A 12,946-nucleotide genomic window follows, 5' to 3' on the forward strand; every position below is an offset into this window, starting at 1 on the left:
GATTCCCATGAACCGTTTTAAAGAACTTTGCGCTCCCCGCGGGCAGATCATGATCCTGGCCGTGGGAATCGTGTTGGTGCTGGCCATCTTGACGCCTCTCATGGTTCACCTGGTTCAGAGAGAGAGCGCCTGGAGCGTCAAAAGCGTCCGCCAGCTCAAAACATCCTCCCTGGCCCAGGCCGCGCTTCAAAAAGCGGAATGGCGGATGTCCACCAGCACCGAGTTCTACGCTCAGGCGTCCAGCGGAACCGTGATCCCGGGGTATAACAACGACCAAGTTTTTACCGATATCGACGAAGGCGAATACAAGGTCCGCCTAACGACGGGCCCCCTCGCCGACCAGTTCACCATGCTGGTCACCGCGCGGGACAAATCCACCAACGAGGTTCAAGGAATTCAAGCCGTCTACTGGAACTCGGGCGTTCAAGGCGCCTTTTACAATAATGGGACGTGCAATGTCAACTCGGACATGATCGTCCATTGGGCGCCCGTTCGCCGGAAGGGAACAATGAACGTCAGCTCTGCCAGCCCGTACGGCGCTCGTCATTTCCCCCGAAAAATTTCGGACTCTCAGATTTCGGTGGTTCCCGGGACGATATATAATAAACTGAACCCCACCGACAACGTAGAGTTTTGGATTCTTCCCACAAGCGTCGGGCCAGACCCGGTCCCGGATTTCAATTACTACAAAGACAAAGCCATGAAATCCGTCGTTCCCACCAGGACGGCCAACGGGAAAATGTTTGCCACCATTAACGGAATCGCCGAGGCCAACCCGGTGGGCTCCGGCCTTTTCCTGAAATCCCGGAACCTGGGCTTTACCACCGTTGGAGCCTATTTCGGTGTTAATTATCAGTTTCAAGACCCCTCCGCGGTATTGCTCTTCGAAAACGATATGACCGGGGCGCAAACAACGGTGAATGCCCCCATTGTTTTCAGTTCTTATACTTTTATCGACGTTGAGGCGGTGATCAATAGATGGAACGGAGCCAACAGCCGACTCTCCATTTCCAGCCTCGGGGCCGGGGTCGTACAGGCGACCATTCCCGCCAGCGCCAATTTGGAGTACCAACATCCCACCGCCCAAACGGTTTGGACCGCGGGCGGGGTCAACAGCATGCAAGTCAAATGGATGAACCCGACCCGATGCTGTTACCCCATCGGCAACGTGAGCGTTCGAGCCTTCATGTATTCAGCCGCGGGGTTCGACGTTATTTCCGGAAGGCCCGTCGTGGTCGGAGCCATGTCGTCGCCCTCTTACGTGGGAGCCCCTGCCGGGGCGCACGGACCCACCATTTATTTCGATGAGGCAAGAATGAAAAATGTTAGGATCAACAACACCGCCACCCGGATTTCCGGAAAAGAGATCAGCGTCCAATGGTGAAACGCCGGTGGGGGCGACCGGCACGAGCCTCCGGGCAACGGGGGTTGACATTAACGGAGCTGTTGGTGGTGGCGGCCATCATGGGGTTGGGCGCCGCGGTTGTTCCAAAAATGATGATCGACCTGGTCCGGTTCACCAACCGCAACACCACCCAAATCGAAGTTCAGCGCGAAGCCCGCATTGCCATGGACGAAATCATCCGGTTACTCCGTATGGCCAGAATTGGGACCACTAGTATCCTAAGCCCCGTGGGCCAGCCCCCCTTTTCCAAAATCACGTTTATAGCGGGGGACGACATCATGTATGTCATCAGACAAACCGGTTCCCAACTCCTCATCGGCCCCGAAACGGGAACGAAAAGGGTCTATTCCAACAACCTTGTCTGGTGCAGTTTCATCAATTCGAAAGGGACTGATTTTAGATCTATAACTGTTTCCATCCAACTCTCCAAGGCCACCATCAAACCCCTCTCGGATTCCGAGATATCAGTTACGGAAACCATCACTCCATTAAACTGAAGAGGTTCTCGGCGGCCAGCGCGTCTTCCGAAAACACGATGGTCGCCTTGAACCGTTTTTTTTCATCCACGGCTCGGGTGAGGCTGGCCCACCGTTCGCCTTTCCCCGCCGCCCAAGATCGGGTTTCAATGCCGCCCTCTGTAAAAACCTGCCCAGAAGAAGGCGACGCGGACGCCGCCGCGAGGGTGCACCCCACCAACAAACAACTGAGCACGCTCAACCGAACGCGCAAACTCACGGGCGCCGCCCCGCGCCGACCGGCCCCGTTGGATCCAGGGAAACCTTTCCGAGGCGCGCCACGCCGAAAACAAAATCCCCCCCCTTGCGCTCCGTCCAAACGGTTCCCAGACGAAACCCGCGCCGCTCCAGCGCCGCGCGAAACTCTTGGCTGGTAAACCGGTTTTCTTTGGGATGGTCAAACAGGACCCGGTACGGCCAGCGGTTCAGCCATGGACGGGTGACTTCTTCAAAATAAAAGGCCCCGCCGGGTTTCAGCACTCGCCGGATTTCCTCGAGGGCGAGATCCCAGTCCGGGACATGGTGCAAGGCGGCGAAATCGAAGACCGCGTCGAACTTTCCATCCGGAAAGTGAATGGCCGTGGCATCGCCTTCTTCCAGCGTGACCCGGTTTGGATCCCAACCGGCGAAACGTTGCCTGGCCCGCCGCACCATATCCGGATCTAAATCGAAAGCGTGAACGGACTTCGCTCCGAAGAGGGTCAGGATCAGTTCCGTCCCGACGCCGCGCCCGCACCCCACCTCGAGGACGTCTCCCCCCTTCACCGGCCCTCCCAAACGCAGAAGAATCGGAGCTTCCACCCACCGCTGAAAAGCCGCGCGCACCCCGCTGTTCATCATCATTTTTTCAATTCGGTTCATTTTCATTGGGGTTTCCCCGTGGGACGACGCAAAATTAACGCCGGTTCTTCCGCGCTCGGAAACCAATAGCCGAAAAAAGCAAAAAAGAGGAGGGGGGGGGTTTTAAAAAAAATCCAGGGGGACCGATTCGCAATGACCGCGTTGAGGTTGTGTCCCAGGGTTCGGCTGTATTCGTCGAACACACGATAATTGCAGAAGGGGACCAGCGTGTCCAAATAGGACCGTCGATACCGAGCGACCCGATCAAACCCGGTTTCCTCCCCCAGACGGTCCAATCCCGCTCCGGTTAAAAGCACCCGGTGAAATGGCTGGTGAAGGGCGGTGGTGGAGCGTTCCAGTCGATCGACCGCGATCGGCGCTGAATCGGGAGTTCCGATATAAAAAAGGCCGCCCGGTTTCACAAAAGAACTGGCGCGCCGAAGAGCCGCGCGCGGATCGGGAACATGCTCAATGACATCATTAAACACCACACAATCAAAAAGTCCCTCGGGTTCGGTGGCGAACGCGGGAAGGAAAGGGTCGTATCCGACGCAGGCGCCCCACCCTTTCAATTTCAGGAAGTCCAGAAATCGTCCGTTTCCGCAACCGTAGTCCAACACACGGTGTTCCTTTTTCAACCCAGCCCGCCGAAGGCGCCGCAACAGATTCCCCATACTGACCCGGGCAAATCCATCGAGAGAAAGCCCGTTCAACGGATAATCGCGGTAAATGTCGGCGAAATCCACCGGGTCGATGCTGTGAACCGTTCCACACGCCGGGCACTTCCATATTCGGAACCAGGTTTCCTTAAACCGTTCGGTATTGCCCCTGACGCGACCGATTTGATTCCCGGGAGGTGGGTCCGCGCGGAACCCACAGAGGGAACACTCCGCGGCCCCTGCGGGCGGGGTTTCATCACCGGATCTTTCGGCGGCCGTTGGGGAGAAAATTTTTCTGCCGACGCGAACCAGAAATTGGACCGGCACGAAGGCCGCTAATCGGCCTATCCAAACATCTTTCCATCGGGTATAAACCAGGGGCGCCCCGCGGGCCAAACCCTGAAGGGAAACGGCCACGACGGTTTCCGGTTTTTGACGGGGATTTCCGTTCTCAATATTGGCCAAGACGCGCGTGGAAAAACCCGCCCGCGCGTTCATGTTTGTTTCAATAACCCCCGGCAGAAGAGTTTGCACCAAAATTCCTTGGGATTCCCACTCGCTGTGCAAACCCAATCCAAAACTCTTGAGAAAAGCCTTGCTGGCGGTATAATTGACCATAAAAGGAGTAACGAAATGCGCCCCCGTGGAGGCCACCATGACGATCGCACTCGTGGGAAACGAGGAGAGATCCTTATGAAGGAGATAACAGAGTTGAACGATGGTCGTGATATTTAGTTGAACGGTCCCCAGGAGGGTTTCCGGAGAGGTCCCTTCCAGCGGTCCCCATTGAACACGGGCCGCGTTATTAATCAAAAGGCGAACGCGAATGCCACGGGATCTGATGGCGCCAACCAGTTCCTCGGCCGCCCCTGCGAAGGAGAGGTCCCGGGCCAAGACCAGGGTCTTGATTCCCGCGCCCTGTTCGAGTTCCGCCGCCAAGGACAGAAGGCGCGTTTCGTTCCGCGCCACGAGGACCAAAGAAAGACCCCCTTTCGCCAACTCCCTGGCAAACGCCATCCCCAACCCCTCGGAGGCCCCCGTGACAAGAGCCCAGTCCCCACGCCAAGAACGGATATCCACACCTCCCGACGCGGTTTGTCTCAGCATGATCAGTTTTTCCCCATTTCTTCTTTCAACCGTTCCAGGGCCTTGGCCGCTTTTTTGTCGTCCGGGTTGGCCCGCAGGGCTTGTTCGAATAGGCTCTTGCCTGATTCTAACTCTTTGGCGGAGTAGGCCGCCATGCCCTTCTCGTAGAATCGCTGGGAGTCCTCTTTGGCGCGTTGCTTTCCGGCGGTTTCCAAAAGAGAGATCCGGGTTTCGCTGTCTTTATAGGTTTTCAACCCTTGCGCGGACATCCGATACAGGTCGATGGCGGTTTGCCGATTTCCCTTGCGTTGGGCCTCGGCCGCGGCGGCGTAGGCCTCTTCCCGGCCGTGGGCCATGGCGCTGGTCGAGGCCGGGTCCGCCGACGATAAGTCCAACACTTTCCCCCAGGCCTGGATGGCGGGCCGCCAATCCTTGTCCGCCGTGAGTTGGCGCGCCCGGGCCCGCCGACGGGATGCCCAATCGGCCCCGAATCTTTCCAGGGGGTGGTCAACCAAATCCTCGGAGTCTCGCAACACCAGGCCTTCACCGTCGTGAGTGCAGAGGACGCTCCTGTGACAAAAGAGCTTCTCCCCACCAACGGCGAATAGCCCCTCTCGCCCCAGAGGAAAAGCGTCGGAAGCTTCGCGCTTTCCCGCCCCCAATAAAAAACCCGCCTCAAAAAGGAAGCGGGTGCTTTAAAAAAATAAAAGTAGCGGGGGAGAGAATTGAACTCTCGACCTCACGCTTATGAAGCGTGCGCTCTAACCAGCTGAGCTACCCCGCCATTCCTCTCATTTTAGCAATTTGTTGAAATGTTCGGGGAAAAACCGGGGGCGTCAGCCCGACATGCGGACGAGTTGGCCGTTGGCGCGGCCGCGTTCCAGCATGCGGAGACAAAACCAGCTGAAGAAAAGCGTGAAGAGGACGTTCAGACCCAGGGCGGCCCAAAAGGACGTCCACGGAAAAAGGCCGGTGTCGATGACGGTTCGCATGGCTTCCAGGACGTGGGTGCTGGGGAGCGCCAAGACGACGGGTTTCAACCAGGCGGGATACACCGAAACGGGATAAAAAATGGCGGAGAAAGGCTGGATTAAAAAGGGCACGCCCCAGATCAAGGCCTCGGCCGAGTGGCCCCATCGGAGCAGGAGGCCCGTGGTGAAAAGGCCCATGGCGTAACCGAACAGGAGCAAATTGGCGGCGATGGGAATAAAATAGAAGCCCAGCGCGGTCACGTTGAAGGCGTAAAAGAGGGCGGCCAGGACCAACAGGATGACCACGATGATCCCCGTTTTGATCAATCCGTAAATGTAGGCGCCGATGACCCATTCCCGGGTGCGGAGAGGCGAGATCAAAAGGTTCAACACGTTACGGGTCCAGAGTTCCTCCATGAACGCCAGGCTGAGGGCCTGTTGGGACCGGTAAAGAATGTCCCAAAAAACCAGGGCGTTAATCAGCGTGATCATCAGCCGTCCGTTGGCGTCCAGGTTGGTGCGCCGAAGATACATGGTGAAAAAACCCCAGACGAACAGTTCCATGACCGGCCAAAAAAAGAGGTCCAGGAGCCGGGCGGGGCTTTTCAGATGGATCAGGACATAACGGCGCACCACCGTTAAAATTCGGCTCATCGGGGGGCCTCCGGGTCCATGATGTCACCGGTGCGGGCCAGATGGATGAACACTTTTTCCAGGGAATCTTTTTGAAAGCGGTCGGCCACTTCCTTGGGCGTGCCTTCGGTGATCGCTTTGCCTCGGTGAAGAAAGAGGACCCGGTCGCACAGGGCCTCCACCTCGGACATGTTGTGGGACGTGTAAAGGATGGTCAACTGAACCCGCCGTTGAAAATCCTGAAGCGCGCGCCGCACCAAGTCGGCGATGTCGGGGTCGAGGCTGGCGGTGGGTTCGTCTAAAAAAAGAAGTTCCGGGTCGTTTAAAAGCGCTTTGCAAAGATTGAGCCGCGTCTGTTCCCCGGAGGACAGGGACCCCGTGCGGCTGTTGGCTTTATCGGTCAGCTTAAAAGACTCCAGCAGGGAATCGATTTTTTCCCCCCGGCGGGGGATCCCGTAAAAGCGGGCGAAGATATCGAGGTTTTGACGGGCCGAAAGGTTGAAGGGCATCTGGACGTAAGCCGAGGAGAAGTTCACACGGGCGGCTAATCGTTCTCGATCCGAAAATGGGGAGAGGCCGAAAAGTTCCACCCGGCCGGCCGTCGGGGTCAAAACACCCAGGAGGACATGGATCGCGGTGGTCTTGCCCGCGCCGTTGGGTCCCAGGAGACCGAAGATTTCCCCCCGCCGAACCCTCAGGGAAAGGCCGTCCAAAGCCGTGACCTCTTTGTACCGTTTGGTGAGACCCTCGACGACGATCAGGTCGTCGGTCACGGGCATCGGCCCGTCCGCTGGTTGACGTCCAGGATACCGGCGTTGCCTTCCCAGGTTTTTAGATCGTCCAGGGAAACCGGCGACACGTAGGACCAATTATGGACTCCCACCGTCCCGGGCAAATTGATGCGGGCTTCCGCGGGGTCCTGGCCCAACAGGGCGCCCCCGGCGTTCAGCCAGTCCTGAAAGAGCTGAACGCTGAAGATGGAAGAAGTTTCCCCCGCTTTCTCTAAAACACGGCGGACGAACTCCGGGGTCGCCGTTTCCGCCGCGGGGCCCTCCATCCCCAGGAAATTCCAAAAAGTCTCTTTTTCCCAGCGGGTCGATCGAAACAGGTCGAGAAAGTCCCGGGCTTCCTCCGCCCGAAGGCGGAGCCCCGCCAAGAGCGCGGGCTCGGAATTGATTTCTTGGCGCCAGTGCAGACGGCCGTGGGCTTCCCGGGAGGGATCGAACAGCCGGGCTTTTAATTCGTCGTGGGGAAGGCGGCGGTCTCGGCATTTGACCTCAAAGGAGAGAGCGTCCACCGTGGCCGTTTCGTCCCGCCACCAGGCGGCGACGATGGACATGTCGTGGGTGGAGGACACCGCCACGGAGTTGGGGCGGTAGCTCTCGGGAGAGTTGAACGCGTAGGTTTTCCCCCAATCCCGCGCCCAGCGTTGCACCTCCAAGCCAGGGATGGAAAGTTCCCGGAGAACCTTATACGAGCAGGCGGGCACCACCCCCAAATCCTCGCCGCAGGGAAGCATCGTGGTGCTTTTCAACATCACCTCCAAGAGCCGCCGCCCGTGTTCTTCCCACAGAGCTTCGTCCTTGGGCTCAAAGATGCCGTCCAAGGCCTGCCGTTCCGGGGGGCTCGACAGCGGGATTGTGAACACCCGGAAAACGCCGATCACGTGGTCGATCCGGAACAGGTCGTAAAAGTTTTGGGCGTAGCGGAGTTTTCGCTCCAGGTAATCGTAGTCGGCCTGGGCCAGAACGGGCCAATCGTAGGCAGGCATGCCCCACCGCTGGCCGCCGGCAAAATAGAGGTCCGGCGGGGCTCCCACGGAGAGGTCCAGGCGGAAATAATCGGGATGGGCCCACACGTCGGCGGAGTCCCGGGCCACCAGGAAGGGCATGTCGCCCATCAACAAAACGCCGCGGGACTCGGCGTGGGATTTCGCTTCCAAAAACTGCTCGAAGATCTGCCATTGGAGCCATTCATGGAAACGCACCGATTCTTTTTCCTCGGCCACCAACTTGTCCAGGGCCTGGGGGTTGCGTTTCCGGTAGGGTTCCGGCCAATCTTCCCAACCGGCTCCGTTAAACCGCCCCTTGAGAATTTTATAAAGAGCATCGTCCCGGAGCCAAAAAGCGGTGCGGCGGCGGAACTGTTGGAAGCGGGGGTCCTCGGGCCGCTCGCGGGTTTCGAACATCCGCCAGAGCAGGCTCATTTTGGCGCCTTTGATCCCGTAATTGACTTGGCGGCCGATGGGGAAACCCCGGCCCAGTTCCCGAATTTCCCCCTCGAAACGCCCGGCATCCACGCCCCACAAGGAACGGAGCGACAGGTACATGGGATCCAAAGCGAAGGAGCTTTTGGCGCTGTAGGGCGCGAAGTCGTAGCCCACATCGTTCAGCGGCAGGAGCTGGATGATGGACAGACCCGTGGCGGCGCACCAGTCCACCAGACCCCGCAGGTCGGGATATTCCCCGATGCCCACGCTGTCATGGGAATGGAGCGAAAAAAGCGGCACGCACACGCCGGCCCGGCGTCGAAGGCCCACCCGTTCCCAGTGGGCGCGCGAGGGACTTTTAAGGAAAGCGCTATAGTCGAAGTCGGTCATAGAGGCACGGTCTCCCGGATCGTATTTGAAAGGGGGTTCGGCATTCCCTCGAATATTCGTTGGGCCGCGGCTTCGCCCGAAGCCACGCAGTCCGGCAGGCCGATGCCGCCGTAGGCGTTGCCGGCCAGTTCAAGCCCGTCGATGGAAGCCACCCGGCGGAAAATGTCACGGACGCGGTCCACGTGGCCCAGCCGGTATTGGGGCATGGCCGCCGGGTAACGGCGGACCACCATCCATTCGGGATCGCCCCGGAGGCCCAAAAAATCGCGCAGGTCCCGCGTGACCGCTCCCCGAACCTCGTCGTCGTCCCCGCGCAAAATAGCGCCCCCCACAAAAGCCCGGAGCAAGGCGAAGCCTTCCGGCGCGCGGCCCGAAAACTTAACGGAACTGAACGTGCATCCCGTCACCGCGCGGTTCTCGCGGGAGGGCACCACGAACCCGAACCCGTCCAGGGGATGGTCCAAGCGGTCCCGCCGCACGGCCACGTTCACCGTCGCCACGTCGGCGTAAGGAATCTGCAGTAACAGCCGTTCCGTGGGCCGGTCCACGGACGCCAACAGGTCCGCCGCCACGGTGGCGGGCACCGCCAAAACCACGGCGTCCGCCTCCACGGTTTTCCCCCCGCTGAGCGTCAGACTCCACCCGCCCGCGTTTCGCTCGAGGCGCGAAACCCGGCTTTCCCCGGCATAGGTCCCGGGGGGCAATCGGTGGACCAACGCATGGACCAAAGAACCGACGCCCCCCTCAAAAGTAGCGAACAACCCGTAACGGGGCCCGCTGGCTCCCACCGCTTTTCCGGCGGCGCGGCGCCGCGCGGCCAAGAGACCGCGAATCACGCCGCCCTGGGCTTCCATCTCTAAAAAACGGGGAAAGGTGGCCTGGAGGCTCAAGGTTTCAGGATCGGCGGAATAGATCCCGGCCACCATGGGCTGGGCCAATCGGTCCAAGGTCTCACGGCCAAAACGCCGACGGACAAAAGACGCCAGGCTTTCGTCGCCCTGGTCGCGACGGGGAGGAATAAAAAGTTCCAGCCCGGCCCGCATTTTCCCTTTCCAGGAAAGAATCTTCGTGCGGAAAAGCGGGCCGAACTTGGAGGGAGCCAACAGATAAAAACCTTCCGGCGTGGGCAAGAGACGCCCGTTCCGCGCCACAAAACTTTGTTGGTATTGCCGGTTGGTGCCGACGACCTGGTTTTCCATGCCCAGGCGCCGCGCCAGCGTCAGGGCGGCGGGTTTCTCGGTGATGAAACTGTCGGGACCGCCTTCCCAAAGGAACCCGTCCCGTCGGCCCGTATCCACCACCCCGCCCGGGCGGGATCCGGCGTCTAAAACGGTCAGGTCCACCTCGGTGCCGGTTTCGCCCGCCCGTTCCCATATCCGGTGCGCGGCCGCGAGGCCGGACAGGCCGCCACCGACCACCACCACGCGCCGTCGAGATCGCCCCCTCCCCCTCACAGGGGCGGGCTGGGCCATCCGAGCGAACTGGGCCCGGACCCGGTCGGCCAGCATCGACACGAAATCCTCTTGGAGCCCCACCGTTTTCGCCCGATAATACTCAGCGCCCACCGATTCCGCCGCCGAGCGCGCTTTTGCGTCCAGGTCGTAGAGGACTTCCACATGATCCATCAAAAACCCCACGGGGATGAGCAGAACGGGGCGCCCTTTCAAATCGTGGTTTTGGGCCAGGGTTTCGGATATGTCGGGTTCCAGCCAGGGGTCTTCCGGCCGGCCGCTCCGGCTTTGGAACAACAAGCGCCAATCGGTTTGATGGAACTGGGCGGCCACGCGGGAGCACAGCGATTGAATTTGGCTGGAATAACCGGAAGCCGCGTCCCAAGACAGGGGAATACTGTGGGCGGTGAAATACCAACGGGCCCGCGGGCGCTGGTCCACGGGAATTCCGTCCAGCGCCGTCCGCACGCGCTCGGCCACCGCTTTTTCGAACAGGGGATCGGCGTGCCAGGGCGAAACGTAGCGGAGCCGAAAACGGCCGCCCACGGAATGAAAGGCTTCCGCCGTGGATTTAAGGTAATAGTTCCAACTGGGGATGGACCGGTAGGCCGCCAACACGACGCCGACCAGGTCGGTCACCCCATCCTCTTTCAACCGCGCCAGTGTTTCCGCCAGCGGGGGCGCCCAGTTCCGCATCCCGAGAACCACGGGGATTCCTTCGGCCGACAGGCGCTTCTCCAACTCCCCCGCCAAAGAGGACGCCAAGGCGTTGTAGGGAGACCGCCCGCCGATCCGTTCGTATTGGCGGGCCACTTCTTCCACCCGGCCAGGAGGCACGGGGCGGCCGCGAAGGACATTGGCCAGAAACGGCCGGATGTCTTCCGGCCGGTCGGGACCGCCGAAACCGACGAGCAGGACCGCGCGTTTCACCGCGAAGAAAACTCCTTCACGCACTGGACCAGCGCGACCACGTTTTCAAAGGGCGTGGCGGGAAGGATGCCGTGGCCTAAATTGAAAATAAAACCCGGCCGGGACCCGACTTCGGCCAAAATCCGTTGAACCTCCCGACGAACGACGCCGCGGGAACTGAGGAGAACCGTGGGGTCCAGGTTCCCCATGGCGCCCACGGGGCCCAAACGTTTCCAGGTTTCCAAAAGAGGGACGCGCCAATCCAGCCCGATCACGGTGCCCCCGGCGTCCCGCATGAGCGGCAGGAGCGCCCCCGACTGGGTGCCGAAGTGGAGGGCGGGGACCCCACGGGGAAGGGCCTGGAAAACGGACCGCGTGTGGGGTTGGGCGTAGGTCTGGTAATCCGACGGAGACAAAACCCCGACCCAACTGTCGAAAAGTTGAACCGCTTGAACCCCGGCGGAAATCTGTTCGTTTAAGAGGTCGGCCACCACGCGGGCTATTTTACCAAGCAGAGAATGCCAGGCTTTGGGTTCGGAGCGCATGAAGGATTTGGTGAGAGAAAAATCTTTCGACCCGCCCCCCTCGATCATATAGCCCGCCAAGGTGAACGGCGCCCCCGCGAAGCCCAGCAAGGGAATGTCCGCCGGAAGAGACAGCCGGGTTCGGCGGACCGCCTCCAAAATATAGCCTAGGGAATCGCCCACGTCCACGGGCCGAAGACGGGCCACATCCGCGGCGCTCCGGATGGCCGGCGCGATCGCGGGCCCCTCGCCCTTTTGAAAAGAAAGCGCCAGGCCCAAGGGTTCCACCGGCAGGAGCAGATCGGAAAAAAGGATGGCCGCGTCGACGCCGGTTTCTTGCACGGCGTTCACCGTGACCTGGGCCACCAGGTCCGGGCTTTTACAGAGTTCCAACATGGACACGTGTTCCCGGAGCGCGCGATAGCTGGCTTGATACCGGCCGGCCTGGCGCATCAGCCACACCGGGGGCCGGGGCGTTTTCTCGCGCCGACAGGCGCGGAGGAAAAGGCTCTCCTTCCAAGGAGAGAGGAGCCCGCCCTTTCCGGTTTTCACCAAACCCCCAGGCATTTTTCCAGCGCCGCCCGGAGCGACGCGGGGGTCACGGGTTTCAACAACACGCCCACGGCGCCCTTGGCTTTCGCTTCCGCCTCGTGCAGGTGCGCGTCCGCCGAAAGCAGGATCAGGGGGAACCCCGCCGACCGGGGGTCGGCTTTAAGGCGGGAGATCACGTCCAGCCCGGACATGTCGGGAAGACGATAGTCCACCGTGGCGGCGTCCGGTTTCTCGCTGTGGGCTTTGGCCAGGGCCGACGCGCCGTCCACGGCGGGGATGGCCGCCAGATTCAACTCTTCGCAAAAGTCGACCATCAGGTCCATCAGGTTCGGGTCGTCCTCCACGATTAAAAGGCGTTTCGTTGTTTTCATGGGCTCTCCCAAAGGATTAAAACATTTCCGCCAACCGCCGCCCGGCCAGGATCTGCGAGCCCAAGACCCACAACGCGGTCAGCCACACCAGGGCCAAAAGGCCGCTGGGCCGCCGCCCGGCCAGAAAACGCCACAGCGAGATGGCCGTGAACGTCGCGGCCACCCAAATCCCCAGAAAGCGATGTTCCCGCCATGGCCCAGCCGACCCCAAAAGACCCATCACCGAATGGGTGCCGAGAAATCCGGTCGCCACCCCGGCCAGAAGACCCGCCGTCCCCGTCCACAGGAGCCAGCGGGCCGCGGGCCCCGCCGGTTGGGGCCGGGCCGCGTCAAACATCGGTTTGACTTCCAAAACGAATCCGACGACGAGCAAAACCATCGGAACGTAGACCGTCCAAACATGAGGGGTAAGTGAGATCACTTTATAAAAC

13 protein-coding genes and 1 tRNA gene are annotated in these 12,946 nt (G+C 60.5%); 2 read left to right on the forward strand and 12 right to left on the reverse strand.

The features are described from left to right. Positions 1-7: 7 nt before the first annotated feature. Together IPP35_02625 and IPP35_02630 are read left to right on the forward strand one after the other, a co-directional pair. Positions 8-1,384 carry a hypothetical protein gene (locus tag IPP35_02625; protein MBL0058018.1) on the forward strand — a complete coding sequence of 459 codons (1,377 nt, stop codon included), beginning with the start codon at positions 8-10 and terminating at the stop codon, positions 1,382-1,384. Then, complete coding sequence (locus IPP35_02630; protein ID MBL0058019.1) at positions 1,378-1,902, forward strand: type II secretion system protein; 525 nt, start codon at positions 1,378-1,380, stop codon at positions 1,900-1,902. The genes IPP35_02625 and IPP35_02630 overlap by 7 nt, the downstream gene beginning before the upstream one ends. On the opposite strand, the gene IPP35_02635 is transcribed toward IPP35_02630, so the two are convergent. The 12 genes from IPP35_02635 to IPP35_02690 form a co-directional block, all read right to left on the reverse strand. Next, positions 1,886-2,140: a hypothetical protein gene (locus tag IPP35_02635; GenBank protein MBL0058020.1), complete on the reverse strand. Its 255-nt coding sequence runs from the start codon at positions 2,138-2,140 to the stop codon at positions 1,886-1,888. The genes IPP35_02630 and IPP35_02635 overlap by 17 nt on opposite strands. Further along, positions 2,137-2,787 carry a class I SAM-dependent methyltransferase gene (locus IPP35_02640; GenBank protein ID MBL0058021.1) on the reverse strand — a complete coding sequence of 217 codons (651 nt, stop codon included), beginning with the start codon at positions 2,785-2,787 and terminating at the stop codon, positions 2,137-2,139. The genes IPP35_02635 and IPP35_02640 overlap by 4 nt, the downstream gene beginning before the upstream one ends. Next, positions 2,784-4,526 carry an SDR family NAD(P)-dependent oxidoreductase gene (locus IPP35_02645; protein ID MBL0058022.1) on the reverse strand — a complete coding sequence of 581 codons (1,743 nt, stop codon included), beginning with the start codon at positions 4,524-4,526 and terminating at the stop codon, positions 2,784-2,786. The genes IPP35_02640 and IPP35_02645 overlap by 4 nt, the downstream gene beginning before the upstream one ends. Before the next feature lie 2 nt (positions 4,527-4,528). Further along, positions 4,529-5,041 (reverse strand): hypothetical protein, encoded by a 513-nt coding sequence (locus tag IPP35_02650; GenBank protein ID MBL0058023.1) that lies wholly within the window; start codon positions 5,039-5,041, stop codon positions 4,529-4,531. 174 nt (positions 5,042-5,215) lie between these two features. Continuing rightward, a tRNA-Met gene (locus IPP35_02655) sits at positions 5,216-5,289 on the reverse strand. A gap of 52 nt (positions 5,290-5,341) precedes the next feature. Next, positions 5,342-6,130, reverse strand: coding sequence for an ABC transporter permease (locus IPP35_02660; GenBank protein MBL0058024.1), 789 nt, complete (start codon positions 6,128-6,130; stop codon positions 5,342-5,344). Next, positions 6,127-6,888 (reverse strand): ABC transporter ATP-binding protein, encoded by a 762-nt coding sequence (locus tag IPP35_02665; protein ID MBL0058025.1) that lies wholly within the window; start codon positions 6,886-6,888, stop codon positions 6,127-6,129. The genes IPP35_02660 and IPP35_02665 overlap by 4 nt, the downstream gene beginning before the upstream one ends. Beyond that, positions 6,879-8,708 (reverse strand): 4-alpha-glucanotransferase, encoded by a 1,830-nt coding sequence (gene malQ, locus IPP35_02670; protein ID MBL0058026.1) that lies wholly within the window; start codon positions 8,706-8,708, stop codon positions 6,879-6,881. Before malQ ends, IPP35_02665 begins: the two co-directional genes overlap by 10 nt. Continuing rightward, positions 8,705-11,089, reverse strand: coding sequence for a protoporphyrinogen oxidase (hemG, locus tag IPP35_02675; GenBank protein ID MBL0058027.1), 2,385 nt, complete (start codon positions 11,087-11,089; stop codon positions 8,705-8,707). The genes malQ and hemG overlap by 4 nt, the downstream gene beginning before the upstream one ends. Then, positions 11,086-12,159 carry a uroporphyrinogen decarboxylase gene (hemE, locus tag IPP35_02680; GenBank protein MBL0058028.1) on the reverse strand — a complete coding sequence of 358 codons (1,074 nt, stop codon included), beginning with the start codon at positions 12,157-12,159 and terminating at the stop codon, positions 11,086-11,088. Before hemE ends, hemG begins: the two co-directional genes overlap by 4 nt. Beyond that, entirely contained in the window at positions 12,141-12,515 is a 375-nt protein-coding gene (locus IPP35_02685) for a response regulator (GenBank protein ID MBL0058029.1), read from the reverse strand. Before IPP35_02685 ends, hemE begins: the two co-directional genes overlap by 19 nt. Positions 12,516-12,531: 16 nt before the next feature. Continuing rightward, on the reverse strand, positions 12,532-12,894 hold the full coding sequence (locus IPP35_02690) for a hypothetical protein (GenBank protein ID MBL0058030.1): 363 nt from the start codon (positions 12,892-12,894) through the stop codon (positions 12,532-12,534). Positions 12,895-12,946: the final 52 nt, after the last annotated feature.

Source organism: Elusimicrobiota bacterium (assembly GCA_016721625.1).
Lineage (GTDB): Bacteria > Elusimicrobiota > Elusimicrobia > FEN-1173 > FEN-1173 > JADKHR01.

Coding starts and splice junctions, on each gene's coding strand:
- IPP35_02685 (MBL0058029.1), bottom strand. CDS start 12,515: ATGAAAACAACGAAACGCCTTTTAATCGTGGAGGACGACCCGAACCTG.
- IPP35_02660 (MBL0058024.1), bottom strand. CDS start 6,130: ATGAGCCGAATTTTAACGGTGGTGCGCCGTTATGTCCTGATCCATCTG.
- IPP35_02690 (MBL0058030.1), bottom strand. CDS start 12,894: ATGGTTTTGCTCGTCGTCGGATTCGTTTTGGAAGTCAAACCGATGTTT.
- IPP35_02640 (MBL0058021.1), bottom strand. CDS start 2,787: ATGAAAATGAACCGAATTGAAAAAATGATGATGAACAGCGGGGTGCGC.
- IPP35_02645 (MBL0058022.1), bottom strand. CDS start 4,526: ATGCTGAGACAAACCGCGTCGGGAGGTGTGGATATCCGTTCTTGGCGT.
- IPP35_02630 (MBL0058019.1), top strand. CDS start 1,378: ATGGTGAAACGCCGGTGGGGGCGACCGGCACGAGCCTCCGGGCAACGG.
- hemE (MBL0058028.1), bottom strand. CDS start 12,159: ATGCCTGGGGGTTTGGTGAAAACCGGAAAGGGCGGGCTCCTCTCTCCT.
- malQ (MBL0058026.1), bottom strand. CDS start 8,708: ATGACCGACTTCGACTATAGCGCTTTCCTTAAAAGTCCCTCGCGCGCC.
- IPP35_02625 (MBL0058018.1), top strand. CDS start 8: ATGAACCGTTTTAAAGAACTTTGCGCTCCCCGCGGGCAGATCATGATC.
- IPP35_02665 (MBL0058025.1), bottom strand. CDS start 6,888: ATGCCCGTGACCGACGACCTGATCGTCGTCGAGGGTCTCACCAAACGG.